At 70.2% G+C, this 17,255-nt stretch carries 15 protein-coding genes and 1 pseudogene; 5 read left to right on the top strand and 11 right to left on the bottom strand.

The window, feature by feature from the left end; translation table 11 throughout:
- Positions 1-140: 140 nt before the first annotated feature.
- Positions 141-365, top strand: a complete 225-nt coding sequence (locus ACWC94_RS31690) for a hypothetical protein (RefSeq protein WP_450800722.1) — start codon at positions 141-143, stop codon at positions 363-365.
- Positions 366-688: 323 nt separating this feature from the next.
- On the opposite strand, the gene ACWC94_RS31685 is transcribed toward ACWC94_RS31690, so the two are convergent.
- Positions 689-1,264 (bottom strand): serine hydrolase, encoded by a 576-nt coding sequence (locus tag ACWC94_RS31685; protein ID WP_450800721.1) that lies wholly within the window; start codon positions 1,262-1,264, stop codon positions 689-691.
- Between the two features lie 50 nt (positions 1,265-1,314).
- Positions 1,315-1,821: pseudogene (locus ACWC94_RS31680) on the bottom strand (serine hydrolase domain-containing protein); the annotation flags it as partial.
- 246 nt (positions 1,822-2,067) lie between these two features.
- On the opposite strand from ACWC94_RS31680, the gene ACWC94_RS31675 reads away from it, so the two are divergent.
- On the top strand, positions 2,068-2,331 hold the full coding sequence (locus tag ACWC94_RS31675; protein ID WP_450800719.1) for a LexA family protein: 264 nt from the start codon (positions 2,068-2,070) through the stop codon (positions 2,329-2,331).
- A 30-nt stretch (positions 2,332-2,361) separates the two neighbouring features.
- Here the strand turns inward: ACWC94_RS31675 and ACWC94_RS31670 are convergent, their stop codons facing one another.
- A complete protein-coding gene (locus ACWC94_RS31670) occupies positions 2,362-3,615 on the bottom strand; it encodes an alpha/beta hydrolase family protein (RefSeq protein WP_450800717.1) in 1,254 nt (417 codons plus the stop codon).
- Positions 3,616-3,715: 100 nt separating this feature from the next.
- Between ACWC94_RS31670 and ACWC94_RS31665 the strand changes: the two genes are divergently transcribed.
- Positions 3,716-4,675, top strand: a complete 960-nt coding sequence (locus ACWC94_RS31665; RefSeq protein ID WP_450800715.1) for an ArsR/SmtB family transcription factor — start codon at positions 3,716-3,718, stop codon at positions 4,673-4,675.
- A gap of 104 nt (positions 4,676-4,779) precedes the next feature.
- On the opposite strand, the gene ACWC94_RS31660 is transcribed toward ACWC94_RS31665, so the two are convergent.
- From ACWC94_RS31660 to ACWC94_RS31650, 3 genes are all read right to left on the bottom strand, one after another.
- Positions 4,780-5,103, bottom strand: coding sequence for a hypothetical protein (locus ACWC94_RS31660; RefSeq protein WP_450800714.1), 324 nt, complete (start codon positions 5,101-5,103; stop codon positions 4,780-4,782).
- A 425-nt stretch (positions 5,104-5,528) separates the two neighbouring features.
- Positions 5,529-9,689: an nSTAND1 domain-containing NTPase gene (locus ACWC94_RS31655; protein WP_450800713.1), complete on the bottom strand. Its 4,161-nt coding sequence runs from the start codon at positions 9,687-9,689 to the stop codon at positions 5,529-5,531.
- Positions 9,690-9,702: 13 nt separating this feature from the next.
- Positions 9,703-10,041, bottom strand: a complete 339-nt coding sequence (locus tag ACWC94_RS31650; RefSeq protein WP_450800712.1) for a CU044_2847 family protein — start codon at positions 10,039-10,041, stop codon at positions 9,703-9,705.
- A gap of 843 nt (positions 10,042-10,884) precedes the next feature.
- Here ACWC94_RS31650 and ACWC94_RS31645 point away from each other — a divergent pair.
- Positions 10,885-12,618, top strand: coding sequence for an immunity 49 family protein (locus tag ACWC94_RS31645; RefSeq protein WP_450800711.1), 1,734 nt, complete (start codon positions 10,885-10,887; stop codon positions 12,616-12,618).
- A 30-nt stretch (positions 12,619-12,648) separates the two neighbouring features.
- Here ACWC94_RS31645 and ACWC94_RS31640 read toward each other — a convergent pair whose 3' ends face one another.
- The gene (locus tag ACWC94_RS31640; protein WP_450800710.1) at positions 12,649-12,816 is read right to left on the bottom strand and encodes a hypothetical protein; all 168 of its coding nucleotides are present in this window, start codon (positions 12,814-12,816) and stop codon (positions 12,649-12,651) included.
- A 292-nt stretch (positions 12,817-13,108) separates the two neighbouring features.
- A complete protein-coding gene (locus ACWC94_RS31635) occupies positions 13,109-13,483 on the bottom strand; it encodes a winged helix-turn-helix transcriptional regulator (protein WP_450800709.1) in 375 nt (124 codons plus the stop codon).
- Positions 13,484-13,579: 96 nt separating this feature from the next.
- On the opposite strand from ACWC94_RS31635, the gene ACWC94_RS31630 reads away from it, so the two are divergent.
- Entirely contained in the window at positions 13,580-14,461 is an 882-nt protein-coding gene (locus ACWC94_RS31630) for an NAD(P)-dependent oxidoreductase (RefSeq protein ID WP_450800708.1), read from the top strand.
- Positions 14,462-14,655: 194 nt separating this feature from the next.
- On the opposite strand, the gene ACWC94_RS31625 is transcribed toward ACWC94_RS31630, so the two are convergent.
- The 3 genes from ACWC94_RS31625 to ACWC94_RS31615 all read right to left on the bottom strand — a co-directional run bounded on the left by ACWC94_RS31625 (position 14,656) and on the right by ACWC94_RS31615 (position 16,646).
- Entirely contained in the window at positions 14,656-14,901 is a 246-nt protein-coding gene (locus ACWC94_RS31625) for a hypothetical protein (RefSeq protein ID WP_450800707.1), read from the bottom strand.
- A gap of 264 nt (positions 14,902-15,165) precedes the next feature.
- Positions 15,166-15,777 carry a hypothetical protein gene (locus tag ACWC94_RS31620; protein ID WP_450800706.1) on the bottom strand — a complete coding sequence of 204 codons (612 nt, stop codon included), beginning with the start codon at positions 15,775-15,777 and terminating at the stop codon, positions 15,166-15,168.
- Positions 15,778-15,881: 104 nt separating this feature from the next.
- Positions 15,882-16,646, bottom strand: coding sequence for a hypothetical protein (locus ACWC94_RS31615; protein WP_450800705.1), 765 nt, complete (start codon positions 16,644-16,646; stop codon positions 15,882-15,884).
- Between the last annotated feature and the right edge of the window lie 609 nt (positions 16,647-17,255).

Genomic DNA, 17,255 nt, shown 5'->3' with positions numbered 1-17,255 from the left:
CGGCGCCCCCCCCCCCCCCCCCCGCCGGGCCCCCGCCCCGGGTCCAAACGCCCCCCCTCGTAAACGACGCGGGGGCGCGCCGGGCGGCACCACCCCCCCCTCCCCGGTGCGCCCCCCCCACGCTGGTCGTGGTCGAGCCGATGGCCCACCTGTTTCCCCAGGAGCCGCTCAACCAGCAGCTGGCGGCCGTGGGGGCAGGCACCGTGGTGGCCATCGGTCCCGATCCGGCCTCGGTGCGCGCTTTCGGCTCGGACATGGGCGACCTGGCGGCCTGGGAATCGGCCTACCAGGCGGGTCTTCGCCAGGCGGGCGACGTCGACGCGCAACTCCGCCCCATAAGGAGGGCAGCAGCCGACGCGGGCTGACCGCTGATCAGGTCGGTGATGTGTGGCGCTGGCAGGCCACCGGATGGGCCGCCGCGTAGGCCGACCCCTCCGGCAGCACAGGCGCAGGGCGCGGTGATCACAGAGCGTCGCCACTCGGTGATCACCAAGACCTGTGCCTGTCTTACGTCCGGGGTAGCCCCACCACGCCTATCTGCGCCACCTCTTGGGTGAACCGGCCAGATTCGGTCGTGGCCTCACACGGTCCTCGTGCTGCTCCAGCGAGTGCTGACGGTATGGCGGGCAGCAGAGACACGCCCAAGGGTGGGGTGCGGTCCGGATCTCCGGGGCGCGCCCCGCTCGCGTCACCCGAGCGCCCGGACCACCGACCACAGCAGGCGATTGTTCTCCGCGGCCGCGCCGCCCGGGTAGGCATAGCGGCGGCGGGTGTACGCGTACGCGTAGCCCTGGCGGGGGTCGGCGAAGGCGAGGGAGCCCGCGGCGCCGCTGTGGCCGAATGCGCCGGCGCCGACGGAGTCGAAGTGGCAGCCGATGGTGTTGAAGCCCAGGCCGAAGGCCTTCTGCGAGCCGCTCACCAGGTCGTTGCCTGCGGAGTGGACCCGGGCGAACTCGGCGGCGGTTTCCGGCTTCAGGAGCGGGCCGTCCCCGTTCAGACCGAACGCGGCCGCCGCGTACATGCCGGCCAGGCCGCGTGCGGAGCCGATGCCGCCCGCCGACGCCTGGCCGTTCGCGCGGACCAGGCGTGAGTTCGCGAAGTCCTCCAGTCTGACGCTGTCGGGCGCGTGCTCGTTGAACGCGATGCGCCCAGGCTGTACGGGCTGTACGGGGAGGCGTCGATCTCGGCCTGCTGCTCGGGCGTCGGCAGCATCGGCAGCGTGCTGAGGAACCGCGGCTCCTCGGACTCCGGAAGGCCCAGCCACATGTCCAGGCCGTACGGGGCGCGGATCCGCTCCTCGTACCACTCCTGCAGGGTGCGCCCGGTGGCCCGGACCACCACCTCACCGACCAGCGCGCCGATCACGTACCCGTGGTAGCCGAAGAACTGACCCGGCTGCCAGAACGGTCGCTGCCCGGCCAGCAGGGCCGCTATCGCCCGGTCGTCGGCCAGCTCCTGCGGGGGGAACCCGGCGTCCAGGCCGACCACCCCGGCCCGGTGTGCGAGCAGCTCGCGCAAGGTGATCCCGCCTTTGCCCTCGGCGGCGAAGTCCGGCCAGTACGAGGCCACGGTGCGGTCCAGGTCGAGGGCGCCGTCCTGGACCAGGAGCGCGGTCACCAGGTACGCCGCGCCTTTGGTGGACGAGAAGACGCCGAGCAGCGTCTCCCCGGTCACCCCGTCCGACCACAGGTCCACGACCCGCTCGCCGCCCCGGTGCACCACCAGCTGTGCGCCCGGCGCGTGTTCCTCGGCCGCGAGGAAGGCGGCGAACTCCTCCCGTACTCCCTCGAAACCGGCGGCCACCGTGCCGTGGACTGCCATAAACCCTCCCGAACTGCCCTGTGGATCTTTGCGCTTTCGGCAACCGGACGGCCGGGGGCCGCTATTCCCCTGTCTGGCTCCAGGCGAGCTCTTCGAGCCGCGAGAGCGACCGACGGCCTCGGAAGAATCTTCAGGAATACCGGCCGTGGCTGACGGCTCCGGCTTGCTGTCAGTTGAAACAGCGGAGCCGGACCTGAACAGGTAAGACGGCACCGCTGGTTAAGAGCACGACTCGGATCCAGATCTATGAGGACGGGACATGGGAGGCGATCGCCGAGCACGGCGAGGGACGCATGCTGCGCGGAGATCGGCGATCGGGTAGGGCTCCGCGGCATCGGCTCCGTTCACTACCACCTGAGAAAGCTGGAGGAGAAGGGTGTCGTCGTCCGCGAACCCTGGCAGCCGTGCAGCATCCGCCTCACTCGGCGACCCGAGGTGCGGGCGGCCAGTGCGCCGGCCCCGAGGGTCATGGCGGGGTTCTGCACCGTCAGGCCGAGGGGGAGTCACTGAGCTCATCCCGATGTTGCATCTGTTTCCGGATCAGCGGGCGGCCAGGTGCCGTGCGAAGAACCCACGCACCGCGTGGCGGACCTTCGCAACCGCGACGGTCGGGTCGATGCTGCCGATCACCTTGTCCCTCCCCGCCGCCGTCATCAACCCCGCCGCCTGGAGCTGGGGGAGCATCGCGGCGTAGTCGGTGAAGACCCAGTGGTTGGCGTCGGCGATGCGTACGCTGCGGACCCACCGGCCCGAGCGGGCGGCTACGGCCGACCAGGAGCGATCCAGCTCCGCTCGACGGTCGAACCCTTCGGTGCCGAGCAGCAGGAGCGGACGGTCCACTCCTTCCACTGTGACCAGGAACGGTTCGGCGCTGCCGCCGGGGACGGCGGGCGGGTAGTCCAGGTAGCCCTCCAGATTGATCCCGGCGCGTACCCGCCGGTTCTCGTACATCACCTCGGCCACGGCGCTGCCGCCCGCCGAGTGCCCGTACACGCCGACGCGGCGCAGGTCGAGCGCCTCGGCGAGCCCGCGTGGCAGCGGCAGGTCAGTCGGCCGCCCCAGCCGGTCGAGGACGAAGTGCAGGTCGGCGATTCGCGCGTCGATCATGGTGCGGGCGACGGCCGACTGATCCCGCGGGTCGCTGCGGAAGACCGTCGTCCGCACCTGCTCGTCCCGGAAGGCCGTAGTGCCCGGAAACTCGACCGCGGCGGCGTCGCCGGGGTGGTCGACCGAGACGACCACGGTGCCGTGGCTGGCCAGGTCCTCGGCCAGGGACGTGCCCAGGCCGCGCGGGTCGCCGCCGCCCGGGCTGTGCACCAGCACCGGACGCCTGCCCGGCGGCGCCGCGGCGCCCGGGAACGAGTGGGACAGGGTGGCGCCCCAGTCCACGCCCGCGGCGGGCAGCTGGAGGGGGCTGAGCGGAGCGATCTGTCCGAACACGCTCGCGGCCTGCGGCGGCAGCTGCGGAGCAGGGGCGATGCCGGTGACGTCGCGGGCCGGGTAGAAGACCGTCAGCATCAGCTCCCGCACCGGCATCGCGGGATCCCAGGGGTCGCGTCGGGAATCGTCGACGACGTACACCGACTGACACCCCACCGGGTGGCGGCCGGTCGGCGCGGGCAGGGTGAGCACGGCGTCGCCCGGCACCGAATCCGCAGCAGTGGGACGGTCCGCCGTCGTGGGACGGGAGTCGGCATGGGCACGGCGGCTTCCAACGCCCAGTACCAGCGTGGCGGAGCCCAGCAGCGCAGCCCTGGTGACGGTGCGTCGGCTGAGGGAGAAGTCGTAGGTCATGTCGTGCATGCTGTCCCGCCGGGCCCGGCGCGGGCGATCATTGAGGCTGGGGGCTCAAGGATGGCGCCCAGGACACTGTCGGGTCGACACAGGGGGCGCCGTGCTCCGGATCCACTTCACGCCGGACGACTTCGCCCGGCTCAGCCTCGCGCCCCGGCCCGCCCCGCTCCAGGAACTCAACGTGGCGTTGGCGATGATGTGCCGCCAGGATGGCGACCTGCTCCACGGCCCTTGGCGGCGCAGAGTGCTGCGTGCCCTGCCGAAGGCGGTCGGTCCGCTCGCGGACCTCGTCCCGGCCGGGCGGGCGCCGAGCTTCCTGGACGTGGTGGCGGACTCCCTCCCGCAGGCCCTGGAACAGATCCGCTCGACCCCGGCCGAGGTGGTCAGCGCCGAACTGGAACGCGTCTACGCACCCATGCGAAGGCCCACGCCGGCGTGGATCCACGACCTGCACCGAGGTGACGCCGATGCCTGGCGCGTGATCGACCGTGCGCAGCACGCGGCTTTCGAGGCGCTGCTCGGCCCGGTCTGGGCGCAGGTACAGGACCTGCACCACGCCGAGTTCGTGCGCCGGGCCGTGCAACTCGCCGAAGGCGGTGTCGGCTCGCTGCTGGCCGGGTTACTGCCGGGCGCCCGCCTGCACGGCGGAACCTGGGAGCTCCCGGGCAGGCCGCAGGAGGTCCACCTCGGTGGGCGCGGACTCCTTCTCCTGCCCAGCTTCCACTGGTCCGGCGGGCTGCTGCTGTCCAACCTCCCGGACCGCCCGGTCGTGGTCACCTACCCGGCCGGTCCCGGCTTCCCGCCGCAGCCTGGCGGCTCCACCGGCCCGCAGGCGCTGATCAAGGTGATCGGGACCACCCGCACCGAGCTGTTGCACCTACTGGCCGAAGACCGCACCACGACCGAGCTCGCCCGACACCTCCACGTCAGCGCCGCGACGGTCTCCGCCCACACGGCGGCCCTTCGCGGCGCCGGGCTGATCTCCACGACGCGCGCCGGGAAGGCGGTTCTGCACCGGCGCACCACGCTCGGCAGCCTGCTGCTGCGGCAGTGCACCTAGAGTGAACCGCCCTGGCAACGGTCAGCAGCGACTTCGCCGACGTTTCCGTTGCGGCTGTTACCCGAAAAGACACCAGCGATTGTCCATAGTTGTGGATCAACGGGTCAGAACGCTTCGTGGGCCAGTACTTCGAGCCCTTCGACGGAGGCGAGGATGGTGTTGAGCGCGCTGTCCGGTGCCGGGGCGATGACCAGCACGAGGGTCTGGAACGCCGTGTGCTCCGATGCGTAGAAGTCGTCTTCCTCGCCGTCTCCCGGGATCGCGTTGGGCTGGATCTCGATCTCAGCGTGGCCCGCCTCGGCCTTGAGGTAGCCGCCCCGGAAGTAGCTGTCGTGCTCGGCGAAGGTCAGGTTCAGGAGCGGGGCAAGCAGCCCGGCAAGCTCCTCGGCGGTGTGGTTCTGGGCGCCGTAGGTGTCGTACATGGTCATCGTGGGATCACCCTAGTAGTGCTTCGTTACGCCCCGCGTCGCGTCGCGCAGCGCGGCCGGCCCCGGAACGAGCGGGTGAAGTGAGCGCCGGACGGCCAGGTCTTCGGGCCGTTCCCTTGGTCGTGACCGGCATGGACAACGCGCCTGTGTCCCCGGTCGTCTCGAAGTCGGTGAAGTAGTACTGGAAGTCGGCTCCGGCGCTGCCGCCTCCGGCCAGGTCGTGGAAGGCCCCTGCGCTGGCGGGAGCCAGAGGTCCGATGGGACAACGGCGCGTACGAAGCAGCCGGTCTGGGGCTGTCCCCTCCCGCGAAGGTAGGCTTGGCCAACGGCCTGGACACCGCCAGAACTCACACCGCCGCCCGTGTGTCCGAACCGGCCCTGCCATCGGGCGGGACCGCTCAGCCCAAGTTACGCGTAGGGCTCTGCTAGGACGACGTGTGGCACGCAGGACCTACCGACGGGTCCGGCAGGTACGCCTTCCGTTCCTCCGCGGTGAAGTCTCGGTTGACAGACCGGCAGATTTTGTCGATGGCCGCGGAAGGCTGGACGAAGGCGGTGTCCCAGAGTCGCGCGGTGTGATCGTTGCTTCCGCTGGCGATGGTCTTCCCGTCAGGGCTGATTGCGACGGACCATACCTCGTCCGTATGGCCCGTCAAGATGGTGCGACTCCTGTGTTTGGCCACGTCCCACAACCGCACGGTGTGGTCGTCGCTGCCTGTGGCGAGGGTCTTTCCGTCGGGGCTGAAGACCACCGACTCCACCGGTCCGGTGTGGCCCGTCAGGGCGGTAATGTCCTTGTGGGTGGCCACGTTCCACAACCGCACGGTGTGGTCGTCGCTGGCTGTGGCGAGGGTCTTTCCGTCGCGGCTGAAGGCCACGGACTCCACCGGTCCGGTGTGGCCCGTCAGGGTGACGGGCTCCGAGTGGGTAGCCCGGTGCCACAGCAGAACGCTGTCATCGAAGAGGCCGACGGCCATGTACTTTCCGTCCGGGCTGAACGCCTCCGAATAGACCTGATCATTCTGGGGCACCGAACCGAGGTAAGCCCCTGTGGCCACGTTCCACTCCCGCAGAGTCTCGTCAAGGCTGCCGGTCACGAGAAACTTCCCGTCAGGGCTGAACGCCACCGACCACACCTCGTCATTGTGGCCCCTCAAAGTGGTGCGGGTCCTGCCGGTGGCCACGTCCCACAACCGCGCAGTCTGGTCGCTGCTGCCCGTGGCGAGGGTCTTTCCGTCAGGGCTGAACGCCACCGTCATCACCCGGTCCGTGTGGCCCCTCAAAGTGGTGCGGGTCCTGCCGGTGGCCACGTCCCACAGCCGCACAGTGTGGTCGCTGCTGCCCGTGGCGAGGGTTTTTCCATCGGGGCTGAACGCCACCGAAATGATCCAACCCGCATGGCCGGTCAAGGTGGTGCGGGACTTGCCCGTGGTCACGTCCCACAATCGCACGGTGGTGTCTCTGCCGCCGGTGGCCAGAGTCTTTCCGTCCCGGCTGAACGCCACCGTCCGCACCTCTTGCGTGTGGCCGGTCAACGTGGTGCGGGTTCTGCCGGTTGTCACGTCCCACAACCGCACGGTCTGGTCGCTGCTGCCCGTGGCGAGGGTCTTTCCGTCAGGGCTGAACGCCACCGTCATCACCTGGTCCGTGTGGCCGGTCAACGTGGTGCGGGTTCTGCCGGTGGCCAGGTCCCACAACCGCACGGTCTGATCGGCGCTGCCCGTGGCGAGGGTTTTTCCATCAGGGCTGAACGCCACCGAAAAGACGCTGTTCACATGACCGGTCAAGGTGGCACGGGACCGGCCTGTCGCCACGTCCCACAACCGCGTGGTCGTGTCGCCGCTGCCGGTCGCGAGTGTCTTTCCGTCAGGACTGAAAGCGAGCGACCAGATTGAGTCCGTGTGGCCCGTCAAGGTACTGCGGGTCTTGCTGCTCACCAGGTCCCACAACCGCGCCGTCTTGTCGTCGCCGGCGCTGGCGAGGGTCTTCCCGTCGGGGCTGAAGGTCACCGCCTCCACCGGTCCGTTGTGGCCCCTGAGGGTGGTGACGGCCCGGTGAGTGGCCACATGCCACAACCGTACGGTCTTGTCGTCACTGCCGGTGGCCAGTGTCTTGCCGTCGGGGCTGAACGCTACAGCTCCCACCGGGCCCTCGTGGCCGGTCAATGTGGCAAGGAGGCTGCCACTCGCCACATCGTGCAACCGTACCGTGCTGTCGCCGCTGGCGCTGGCAAGCGTCTTCCCGTCCGGGCTGAACGCCACCGCGTTCACATAGTCCTTGTGGCCGACCAGCCGTCTCTTCAGCGGCAGGGCAGCAGCGCTCTGAAGGCTCTCGACGGACTCCGGAGTAGGACTGATGCGGTAGGCCTCGATAGCCAGAAGGGCGGCCACGTCCGGGTTCGCGCTGATGAGCGTCGCGGACCGTGCCGCCAGCTGCCGCGACAGCGCCGCCTGCCGTTCCTCCGAGACCGTGTGCCACTGCCAGACTGCGCCCCCCGCCGCGAGGAGGGCGAGAACGAGCAAAGTGGCCAGCACCGCGTTGAGGCGTTTGCTGCGTCGGATGACGGACTGTTGGCGCTCGTGGCTGGCGGTGAGGAACGCGGTGATGTCGCCCGGCAGATGACGCTGCTGGGACCAGTCGAGTCCTTCGGCGAGTGCGGTACCCCCGAGCAGGTCTCCTGGATCGCGCGTCTCGGCCCAGCGGGCCCGCTGCTCGCGGGTGTGGTCGAGCCACTCGTTGAAACGGTGGTCCTGTCCGACCCACTCGCGCAGAGTGCCCCAGTCCTGGATCAAGGCCTCGTGGATGAGTTCGGCCACCGGCAGCGCGGGAGGGTCACCAGGCGGCCCCGATGTACTGGGTGTATGGATGGTGATGATCCGCTGCCGGGTGAGCACCGCGAAGACTTCGTCGATGGCCCGGTCGCTGTCGGGACCGCCGTGGGGGTCGGCTGCCAGTTCACGCAGCTCCTGGAGGGGAACCTGCGCCCGGATGGCGGGAATGTGGTGGCCGGGTTCGGCGGGCCGGACCAGCGCGGTGAGGGCGCGCTGCGCGATGGGCCGGCGCTCTGGAGGCAGCTGGTCCAGGGCGGTGTCGCACCACGTGGTCAGGCTGCCGGCGACCCCGCCGATGCGCCGGTAGGCGTCATGGGTGAGGCATCCCTCCTGACGGCGCTTCCACAACTCGCTGAGCGTCAGCTCCAGCAGGGGCAGAACGGTCACCGGCACCCGGCGGACGAGGGTGCCTTCGGGGCTGGTGGCCAGGACGTCGGTGATGATCCGCTCGGGCAGCCCGGACTCCAGGCAGGCACCCACGTTGTCTGCGGGCAGGGTGATGATGTCGTGCAGGTCGTGCTCGCTCAGGGTGCTCGGCACGTTGAGGAGCCCTGGCATCGCGGCTTCCAGCAGCCTGGGCGCGAGGGCGGCCTGCTGTGGGTAGAAGTCGTCGCGCATGATCAGGATCACGCTGAGCCGGGCGTGCGACTTGACCGCGGTGGTCAGCTGGTCGGTGGCGGCAAGACGGGCCGCGAGGTGCTCCTGCCGGTGGCCGTCGTAGGGCTCCGTGAGCAGCTCTTCGAACTGGTCGATGACCAACAGGAGCCGCTCGTGACCTGGTTCGGCCGCGAGTCTGCGGGTGACGGCCTCGGCGATCCCACTACTGGCGGCCCCGGGCAGTCCCGCGCGCTCCAACTCGGCCAGCAGATCCTGTCTCGGACGGGCGAGAACGTGCAGCCATGTGTCGCTGCCCGGCAACGCGCCCGCGGCCAGAGCGGGCAGCACACCCGCCTGCACCAGGGACGACTTGCCCGAGCCGGAGGGCCCCAGCAAGAGGGTCACCCGCTGCTGGTGAGCGAGGTTCGAGAGGACCTGCTGTACCGCGTCGTCGCGGCCCTGGAACCACTGGGCGTGCTCCGCGGTGAACGGCTCCAGCCCGCGGTAGGGACATACGTCGTGCTCGGCCAGGCCGGGCCAGATTTCCCGAAGCGTCTGCGTGGGCGTGACATAGGCGATGCCTTGTCCCCGCTCGTGTTCGTCGAGTGCGGTGATCTCGGTGACCATGCCGATGACCAAGCCAGTCACCTCGTCCACGACCGGGGCGCCGCTGAACCCGGTGGTCAGGTCGTTCGCGGCGGTCAGCTGGAGATGCAACCCCCTGCTGTCGGTGGCCGGCAGCAGGTCCCCGGCCACGCCGAAACCGAAGTGGCCACCTGCCGGGGCCTGGGTGGGAAACCCGAACGAACGGACCGCATGACCTCGGCAGCCGGCCGCCGATCCCAACCGCAACGCCGTCACGCCCTCGACACTGCCGCTCAACCGGATCACGGCCACGTCGTCGCCCTCCGGCGCGCGCCACGCCTCCGTCTCTACCGACCCCTCGACCTGCGGGGCACCGGTCGCATGCGGAAACGCGAGCCGCACCGTGTCACCCGGTCCGGCTCCGGCCTCGAGCGTGACGTGCGCACAGGAGACGACACGGTCCTCCGCGACCAGGAAGCCGGCCCCGACGACTTGTCCGTCCGGTCTCAGGACCTGTGCAACGGCAGCGAGCAGTCCGGACGCACCCCCGCTGTCGGCGCTCACCGTACGCATGCCGTCCACCGGATCACTCCGCGCCTTCCGCAGCGCCGGCACCGCTCTTTTGCCAACTCATCGTCACCCTGACATGGGAGCTGGCGCCGCCCTTCGTGATCACGGCCCCGGCCTCCACCGCGAGATCCAGACCGAACTCCACGGCTATCCCGTCGGGGCCTGCCTTCCGCAGTTCGTCGAGTGTGGTGCGCGCCGCCTGGGCGATCGAGCCCAGAGCCTGCTGCAGACTCGCCGGCAGGTCGTGAACGGCATCGCCGATACGACCGGCCTTCACGGGCCCCTCCGCTGCGGCCGGAGCTTCGACCAGGAGGCAGCCGCCGCCCTCCAACGGAATACGAGCCAGATACGCCAAGGCTCCTCCTTCCGGTCGGCGACGGCACCACAGCGCGCCGGAGCCGCTCACTGCCCGGGATCGCTACGCCGCTCTTCCGTTTTGATCATCACCAGAGACAGCGCGTACCGCATCTGGATTCGGCCGTACGGATCGAAGGGCACCTGAACACGGTGGAAAGTGGAACGCTCCCTGGCTGTCCAGCAGCGTTTCGCCGTCGGCCTGGCCAGGCGTCGTGCGAAGTGCAGCTGTCTGACGGTGCCCGTCGGGACCGACCGAAGACGTACTGAAGGGCGCACCACGTCCGACTCGCGGTCCCCGGTGCGGCCGGGGACGGCATCAGGGAAGACGCCGTCCCCGGCCGCCCGCGAGGCCCTCGCGGCGGGGTGAGGCGATGGGGTCGTGTTGCTGCGGGGGTGCCGCGCCGCGGCCGGTCTGCCGTGCCCTCCCCGGGAAGTGTGGTCCGCGTCCCGTCTCAGGGGCGGTCATGATGCGGTGCCCTCGCGTCGGGTGGCCCTGAAGTCCAGGGCGTGATCGCACCTGCCGCGCCGGGAGCGTTCCCGGAGTTGCCCCGCTCGCCCGTCCGCCGTCCCGCCCAGGCTGCCGAGCAGCCCAGCACTCGTGCAGGGGATGTTGGTGGTCCCAGCCGGGGGTGGCGCGCGGGCGTACGGTGTGCCGGGTCATCCCAGGATTGGGCCGCGCCCGGGGGCAGGGGGCGTAGTGCCGCTGGCGCACCTGCCGCGAAGTCCCTCGGCGGCCCGGCCGGCGCCTCGGTCACCACAGTCGATGGTCTGTCAGATGCCGCGTCTAGGCTGTCGCAGAGACCGATCAAGGAGTAGGGCAGTGCGAATAGAGCGTCACCGGGTGGGCGAGGCCGTCGTGTCGGCGGCACGCGAGGACTTCACTAACCGCATCGGGGGCCAGGTGCGGTCCATGTCGAGGGGCGGTCGGATGGCCACCTACGAATGGCAGTCCATCGCGGACGAGTTCCTGGACTACCTGGGCGCTCTTTCCGTCACGACACCCGACCTCGACACTCCGGAGGCCAAGGCCGCCCTCAAGGACGCCTCCGAAGCAGCGGCCGGCGCCGTCGCCTACGCCGCCTACCACCCGCACTGCAGCTTCCAGGTCTTCCTGGAGTACGTGAACTTCGGCATGAGCTACGACCCCGGTGAGGATGCCCCCGAGGAGAGCGTCACGCCCGGGGAGTGGATCGACGCGCTGTGCCTGTCGGTCCTCCGGGACAGAGCCAAGTGGCACGGTGAGGCCTTCCACTTCGCCCGGGAGAAGTTCGCCGAGAAGGCGCAGGGGACGCCCGTCGGCGAGCTCGCCACCGGATTGACAGCCGTGGTCCTGGACGACACCGGCAACGACGACGAGTATCCGCCGAGCGCGCAGGCCAAGCTCGCCGCCGTCGACGCGGCCCTGGACCGCATCCGAACCCGCGCCCAGGAGACCGGCGAGCCACTCCTGGACCGGCCGGGCAGTGCGGCGCTGCACACGCTGCGCGCCCTGACCGCCGAGGACCGGGAAGCCTTCGACGCCGCGCTCGCCGGCCTCCTGACCAGGCACACCACCCTGCACGGCCCCGCGGCTTCCCCGAGCACTCTCCTGCCGCTCGTGCCCATCGCCCTCGCCGCTCTCGCGTACCGGACCCTGGGCTGGACCCCGGCCGTTCGCACCGACTACCTCCCGCACGCGCTGATCACCGGCTTCGAGACCCGAGGACCCCGGGTCGGCGGATTCGGTCGCAACCGGCGCCCGGACGCGGTCGCCGCGCTCGCCGAGGGACCGCTCGTGGTGGAACGGCCCGCCTGCACGCGGACGGTGAACCCGCAGACCGAGGCCATGTACGAGGAACGTATCCAGGAGGCGTTCACGCCCGTCGATGAGAAACCGCTCGCCGTCTGGCGGCTCGGCAGCGTCATGGGTGATCAGGAGCGCCTCTTCAAGTGGCGTGCGGGGAACGGCGGCGTCACAGACGCTCAGCTCGCGAGCCTTCGGCTGGCCTCCCAGATAGGGGCGGCCCTCTTCCGTATCGCCCTGGCGGAACCGGGCACCGAGGCCGAGGTGACTGTCGACGGCCGCACGCTGCGCTACCCGGCCGGGCGGAACGAGAAGGCCGGGGCCGGCAACTGGCAGAAGGCCACTGCGTTCGCCCTCATCACCGGCGCACGCGAGCAACTCGCCCCGCTGGTCCTCACCGGTCCCACCTTCGCCGGCCCGGACGGCTCCGCCTTCAGCGCGTACCGCGAAGCCCTCCACGCCTACCTGAAGGGCACCGATCCCGAACCGGCCGCCCAGCGGGCGCTGCAACAGGCCGAGAAGGCCAAGGACTGGGGCTTCGCCATGCCGCCGGCCGTGCTGCTGTCACAACTCGTGGAAGGCGACGAGGAGAGTTTCAACCTGGCCCTGGCCGACGCGCTCGAAGCCCACCGCGACTACTACCAGGTCGCCGACCGCGCTGACGATCCGGACGCTTCCCTCGACCTCGACATCCTGGCCCTGGCCTGCCACGCCCGCCGCCGCGGCTGGGCCATCCGCGTCGAGTCCCCCTACCTTCCGCAGGCTCTGCTCCTGGCTGCCGAACCGTTCTAGGGACGGCACCGGCCCTCACCCGAGCCGGGCTCAGCCTGAGCGTTCAGCGGTCACCGGGCTGCCGTCAGCGGCGGAGGCGTGTTCCGCGTCCCACGGATACGCCTTCCACGCCAGGTCCAGGGACGGGTTGACGGCGTTTCCGTCCGGCGGTGAGGCGCAGTAACCACCGCCGGGCGGCGGCTGCCCGATACGGGACACGATCCCCTCCTCCGGACTCCGTTAGGTCGCGACGACGGCGTCCTCCGGCTCGCCGGCCGAGGCGACCGCCGTGGGCACGACGGTGTCCGGCAGCAGACTGCGGAAGCCGGGGCTTGATCGGGCGACCACCGAAGTTCGACAAGAACGACGACAAAGAGCGCCATGCCGTGGAGTGCGGCATCAACCGGCTGAAACGCCACCGGGCGGTGGCCACGCGATACGACGAACTCGCGGTCCGCTACGCGGCGACCGTGCTGGTCACGGCCTCAACGACTGGCCGTGACCAGCACGTTCACAACGGCCGCTGGGCCGCCTTCTCTTCCGGCCCGCGAGTGGTCGGCCGCTCGCGTCCCCAGGCGGCCAGCGGCTGGAGTGCGTCGTTGAGGCGCATGCCGTCCTCGGTCAGCGAGTACTCGACGCGGGGCGGCACCTCGTCGTAGGAGACGCGGCGCACGACGCCGTCCGCTTCCAGCTCCCGTAGGTGAGAGGCCAGCACCTTCTCGGTGATGCCGGGAAGCAGCCGGCGCAGCTCGCCGAAGCGACGGTAGGGGTGCTCGTGGAGCGCCCAGAGGATCAGCACCTTCCACTTGCCGCCGATCACCTCCATTGCGGTGTCGATCCCGCAGACGTGTCCGTCTGGTGCGCTCGGTCGGTTCAGCGTCGTCATGCCCCACCTTTCTGACGTGCTCGCTCACCCCGGGGTAACCACCCACTCCGAAGTGCGTACTTGATCACTTGCTGGCCTGTGACCAGCCTAATCGGCATGGCACACAACACTGTTGAGAAGACTTCCGTCACGCTGCTGGGCCTCGGCGCGATGGGCACCGCGCTGGCCCGTACCTGGCTTTCCGCCGGCCACCCGCTCACCGTTTGGAACCGCACCCCGGCCCGCGCCGCGGCACTCGCCGCCGAGGGGGCACGGGTCGCGGACAGCGCCGCTGAGGCGGTCGCGGCGAACTCCCTGGTTATCGTTTGTCTGTTGGACGACTCATCGGTCGAGGAGGTGCTGGCCGGCACCGACCTGGCCGGCCGGGACCTGGTCAACCTGACCACCGGCACCCCTGCCCAGGCCCGCGCCCGCGCCGAGTGGGCCAGCGAGCGCGGCGCCCGCTGCCTGGACGGCGGGATCATGGCCGTCCCGCCGATGATCGGCGTCCCGGAGGCCGGCGGCTACGTCTTCTACAGCGGCTCGCGCGAGCTGTTCGAGCAGCACCAGGAGACCCTGGCCGTCCCGGCCGGCACCACCTACGTCGGCGAGGACGCGGGCTTCGCGGCCCTGCACGACGTGGCCCTGCTCAGCGCCATGTACGGGATGTTCGCCGGTGCCGCGCACGCCTTCGCCCTGATCCGCAAGGAGGACATCGACCCCGCGGCGCTCGCCCCGCTGCTCGCCGACTGGCTCGTCGCGATGGCCCCGGCGGTTCACCAGACTGCCGACCAGCTGCGGAGCGGCGACTACACCAAGGGTGTCGTCTCCAATCTCGCCATGCAGGTGGCCGGCACGCCGACCTTCCTGAGCACCGCCGAGCAGCAGGGTGTCAGCCCGGAACTGCTCAGCCCCTACTTCGAGTTGATGCGTCGCCGCCTGGCCGAGGGCAGCGGCGAGGAGGACCTGACGGGCGTGATCGACCTGCTGGTGCACTGACCAGCGACTCGCCGCCATAGAGGCGACCGTGCTGGTCAAAGTCCTCAACGACACGCTGTGACCAGCACTTTCCCAACACGCCCTAGTACGGTGCTCAGTTCGGCGAGTGGATGGGCCGGGGCCGCGTACCTCGTCACCACGGGCGTTGCGGTGATCCGTCCCGTGAACGGTTCGACGCGAGGCAGGAGAGGGGGTCAGCCAACGCCCAACCAGGTCACGACAGCCAGAACAAGCGGGACGGGACACGCCACCGCAGTCAGCAACAGCCGACGTCCGACCGGCGTCATGCGACGCACCCCGGGCGCGAAGGCGAGCGCGGCAAGAAGTGCGGCACCGCCTGCCACGCCCGCCGCGTATTCCGCAAGAAAACCACCGACGGTCGCCCCTTCCGCCGCACCCCACAGTGCGATCATGCTGACCAGGAAGGTCAGCCATGCCATCGACAGGACCGTGGCAGCGCCGAGCAGAGCCGTCAGCAACGTGACCCCTGGACGGGTTGTAGCCGACGGGTTCGGCCTCCAGCAACCGTAGAGCCTCGCATACGTCTGAGGATTCATGAGTCGATGATCGTCGACAGTCCTCGTGCACTTCATGAGGCGCTCTACTCAACCAAGGGGGTGGACGTACTCACCCTCACAGGCGCCGGCTTAAGTGAGAAGGCGCCAACTCGCATGGCCCCCGTCACCCCGGGGCGGTCGGGCCCATCAGGAGCGGCTCCAGTCGTCTGTGTCCCAGTAGCCGTCGTGGCGGACGCAGCCGCCGTCGGCGACGACCAGTCCCTCGCCGGTACGCCGGCCGGGGCTCAGCGACAGGGCGACGCCGTGATCGTCGGTGGTGCGGATCTCTTGCAGGCCGGTCGCCTTGCCGGTGACCGGGTCGGTCACCGGCTCCGTCGTCACCTTCCACCCCCGCTCGGACCACCGCCTGCGAAGGCCGGCGACCGCCGCGCGATACCCCGCGTCGCCGTCCTTGAAATCCGGGGCCCAGGAGACGGACGGCTCGTCCCGGTGGGTGTCATCCCGGTCGACACCGAGGTCGTCCACGCAGGATGCGCTTGTCGTGGACTTTTCCAGGATCACGGAGGCCGGATCCGACCCCAGGGCGAGAACGGTGTCCTCGCCGGCGGCCTGCGTGTCGCGTACGTGCTCCAGAAACTGCGCCTCGGAACGGACTGGACCACCTGCCACGGCGGTGCAGCCCGTGACGAAGCCCACGAGCAGGAACACCCCGACGGCCCCGGCAACGGACAGCCCCCGGGCCCTGAACCGGCGGAGGGAAGCGGACGCCGCGGGAGCGGCGGAAGGAGTCGGTGTCATGAGGCCATCCGAACACCGCCACCCAGGCCGACGGCACCGTCGCCCTACTCAGTCTCGTACTCAAAAGGGCCACAGTGCCCAGCGGCCCACGGCCTCATCTCGCTCTACCGGCGCGCCCCGTCGCCGTACATCGGCGACGTCGCCACCGCGTCGGTGTCGGATGATTCGGCCTGCATGGAGGAGAAGACCCTGCTCAGTTCGTCGCCCTGGTCCCGGGACGCGCTGTCGCAGAACGCCGCCCGGGCCCGGTCGACGTCGTCGCGCCTGAAGGGGCGGGGCGTTTGGGGGGTCAGCGTGATGACCAGCGGACGGGCCCCCGCCTGCTCGTACGCGGCGAGCTTGTGGTGCCCGTCGAGGAGGTAGCCCACCCGGCTTTCGGCGGTGGGGAACAGCGCGACCAGCGCCGGCAGGTCGCCTCCGACGCGGATACGGTCGCGGTAGCCGCGCACCGCCCTGTGGTCGTGGGGCGGCCACGCGTCGGTGGTCACCAGCGCGAGCTCCTCGTCGGCGTACCAACGGTGGACCTGGAGGGCGCGCGGGTGGACTACCCGCAGGTGATGCGGAGCGACCGTGGCCTTCATCACGTACCGCCCGGGGGCGAGCAGTGACAGCAACGGGCGCAGGCATTGCGGATCCGGTGGCTCGGCCCGTCCGGTACGTGGATCGGGCACGAGGCCTGGGGCGCTGAGCCACTCGGTGAGGTATTTGACCTCGCAGAGCCCGGGGCCGCCGGTACCCGCGCGCGCCGCAAGCCAGCCCAGGCTGCCGCAGCCGTCGCTGGCTTCCAGGAACACCGGATCGCCGGCGAGCAGGAGCAGGCTGCCACCGTCGTCGCCGGTCACGTCGATGACGCCGTGTCCGTCGGGCACTTCGAAGGATACGGAGGGGGGAGGCGGAGGCGGTCGTCTGCTCATCTGCCGATCCTATGGACGATCCCTGGGTCGCACCGGACAGAGAGAGCCGGTTGTTGTGGGTGCGTTGAAGAATATGGGGCTTGGGTGCGTGGTGATCACGGTGTCGGCTCAGGTCGCGGAGCTGGAAGCCGGGTATGACGCGGACCGGAGGCCGGCTGGTGGACCAACCACGACGCCGAACGCCGAAGCAGGACCTCCCGCTGCACAGGGCACTGCCAGGCCGTAGCCCGCATCCCCCTGCGGCTCGTCCAGCTCGGGCACGACGTCCTGGCCTACTGACCCAGCCCACCACCACCCGGCGGCGGGGGAGTGGCACCCGGTTGCCGGGACCAGCCGAAGACACACCGAAAGGCGCAGCATGTCCAACTCCCTGATTCCCGCCGCATCCGACTGCGACGGCATCAGCGAACACGCCATGCGCTGGGCCCAGAGGAGCAGCAGAGCCGCGCTGGCGCGCTGACGGAACTGTTCGGCGGGAAGGCCGACGTCATCGGGACGAAGTACGGCCTTATGTGACCGCTCGTCAGGCACCACCCGCCGTTGTCAGACCCGTACGCCATGATC

The sequence above is a fragment of the Streptomyces sp. NPDC001135 genome, assembly GCF_053598395.1.
Note: the sequence above shows the minus strand (reverse complement) of the source record. Positions and strands in the feature narration are given on the sequence as shown.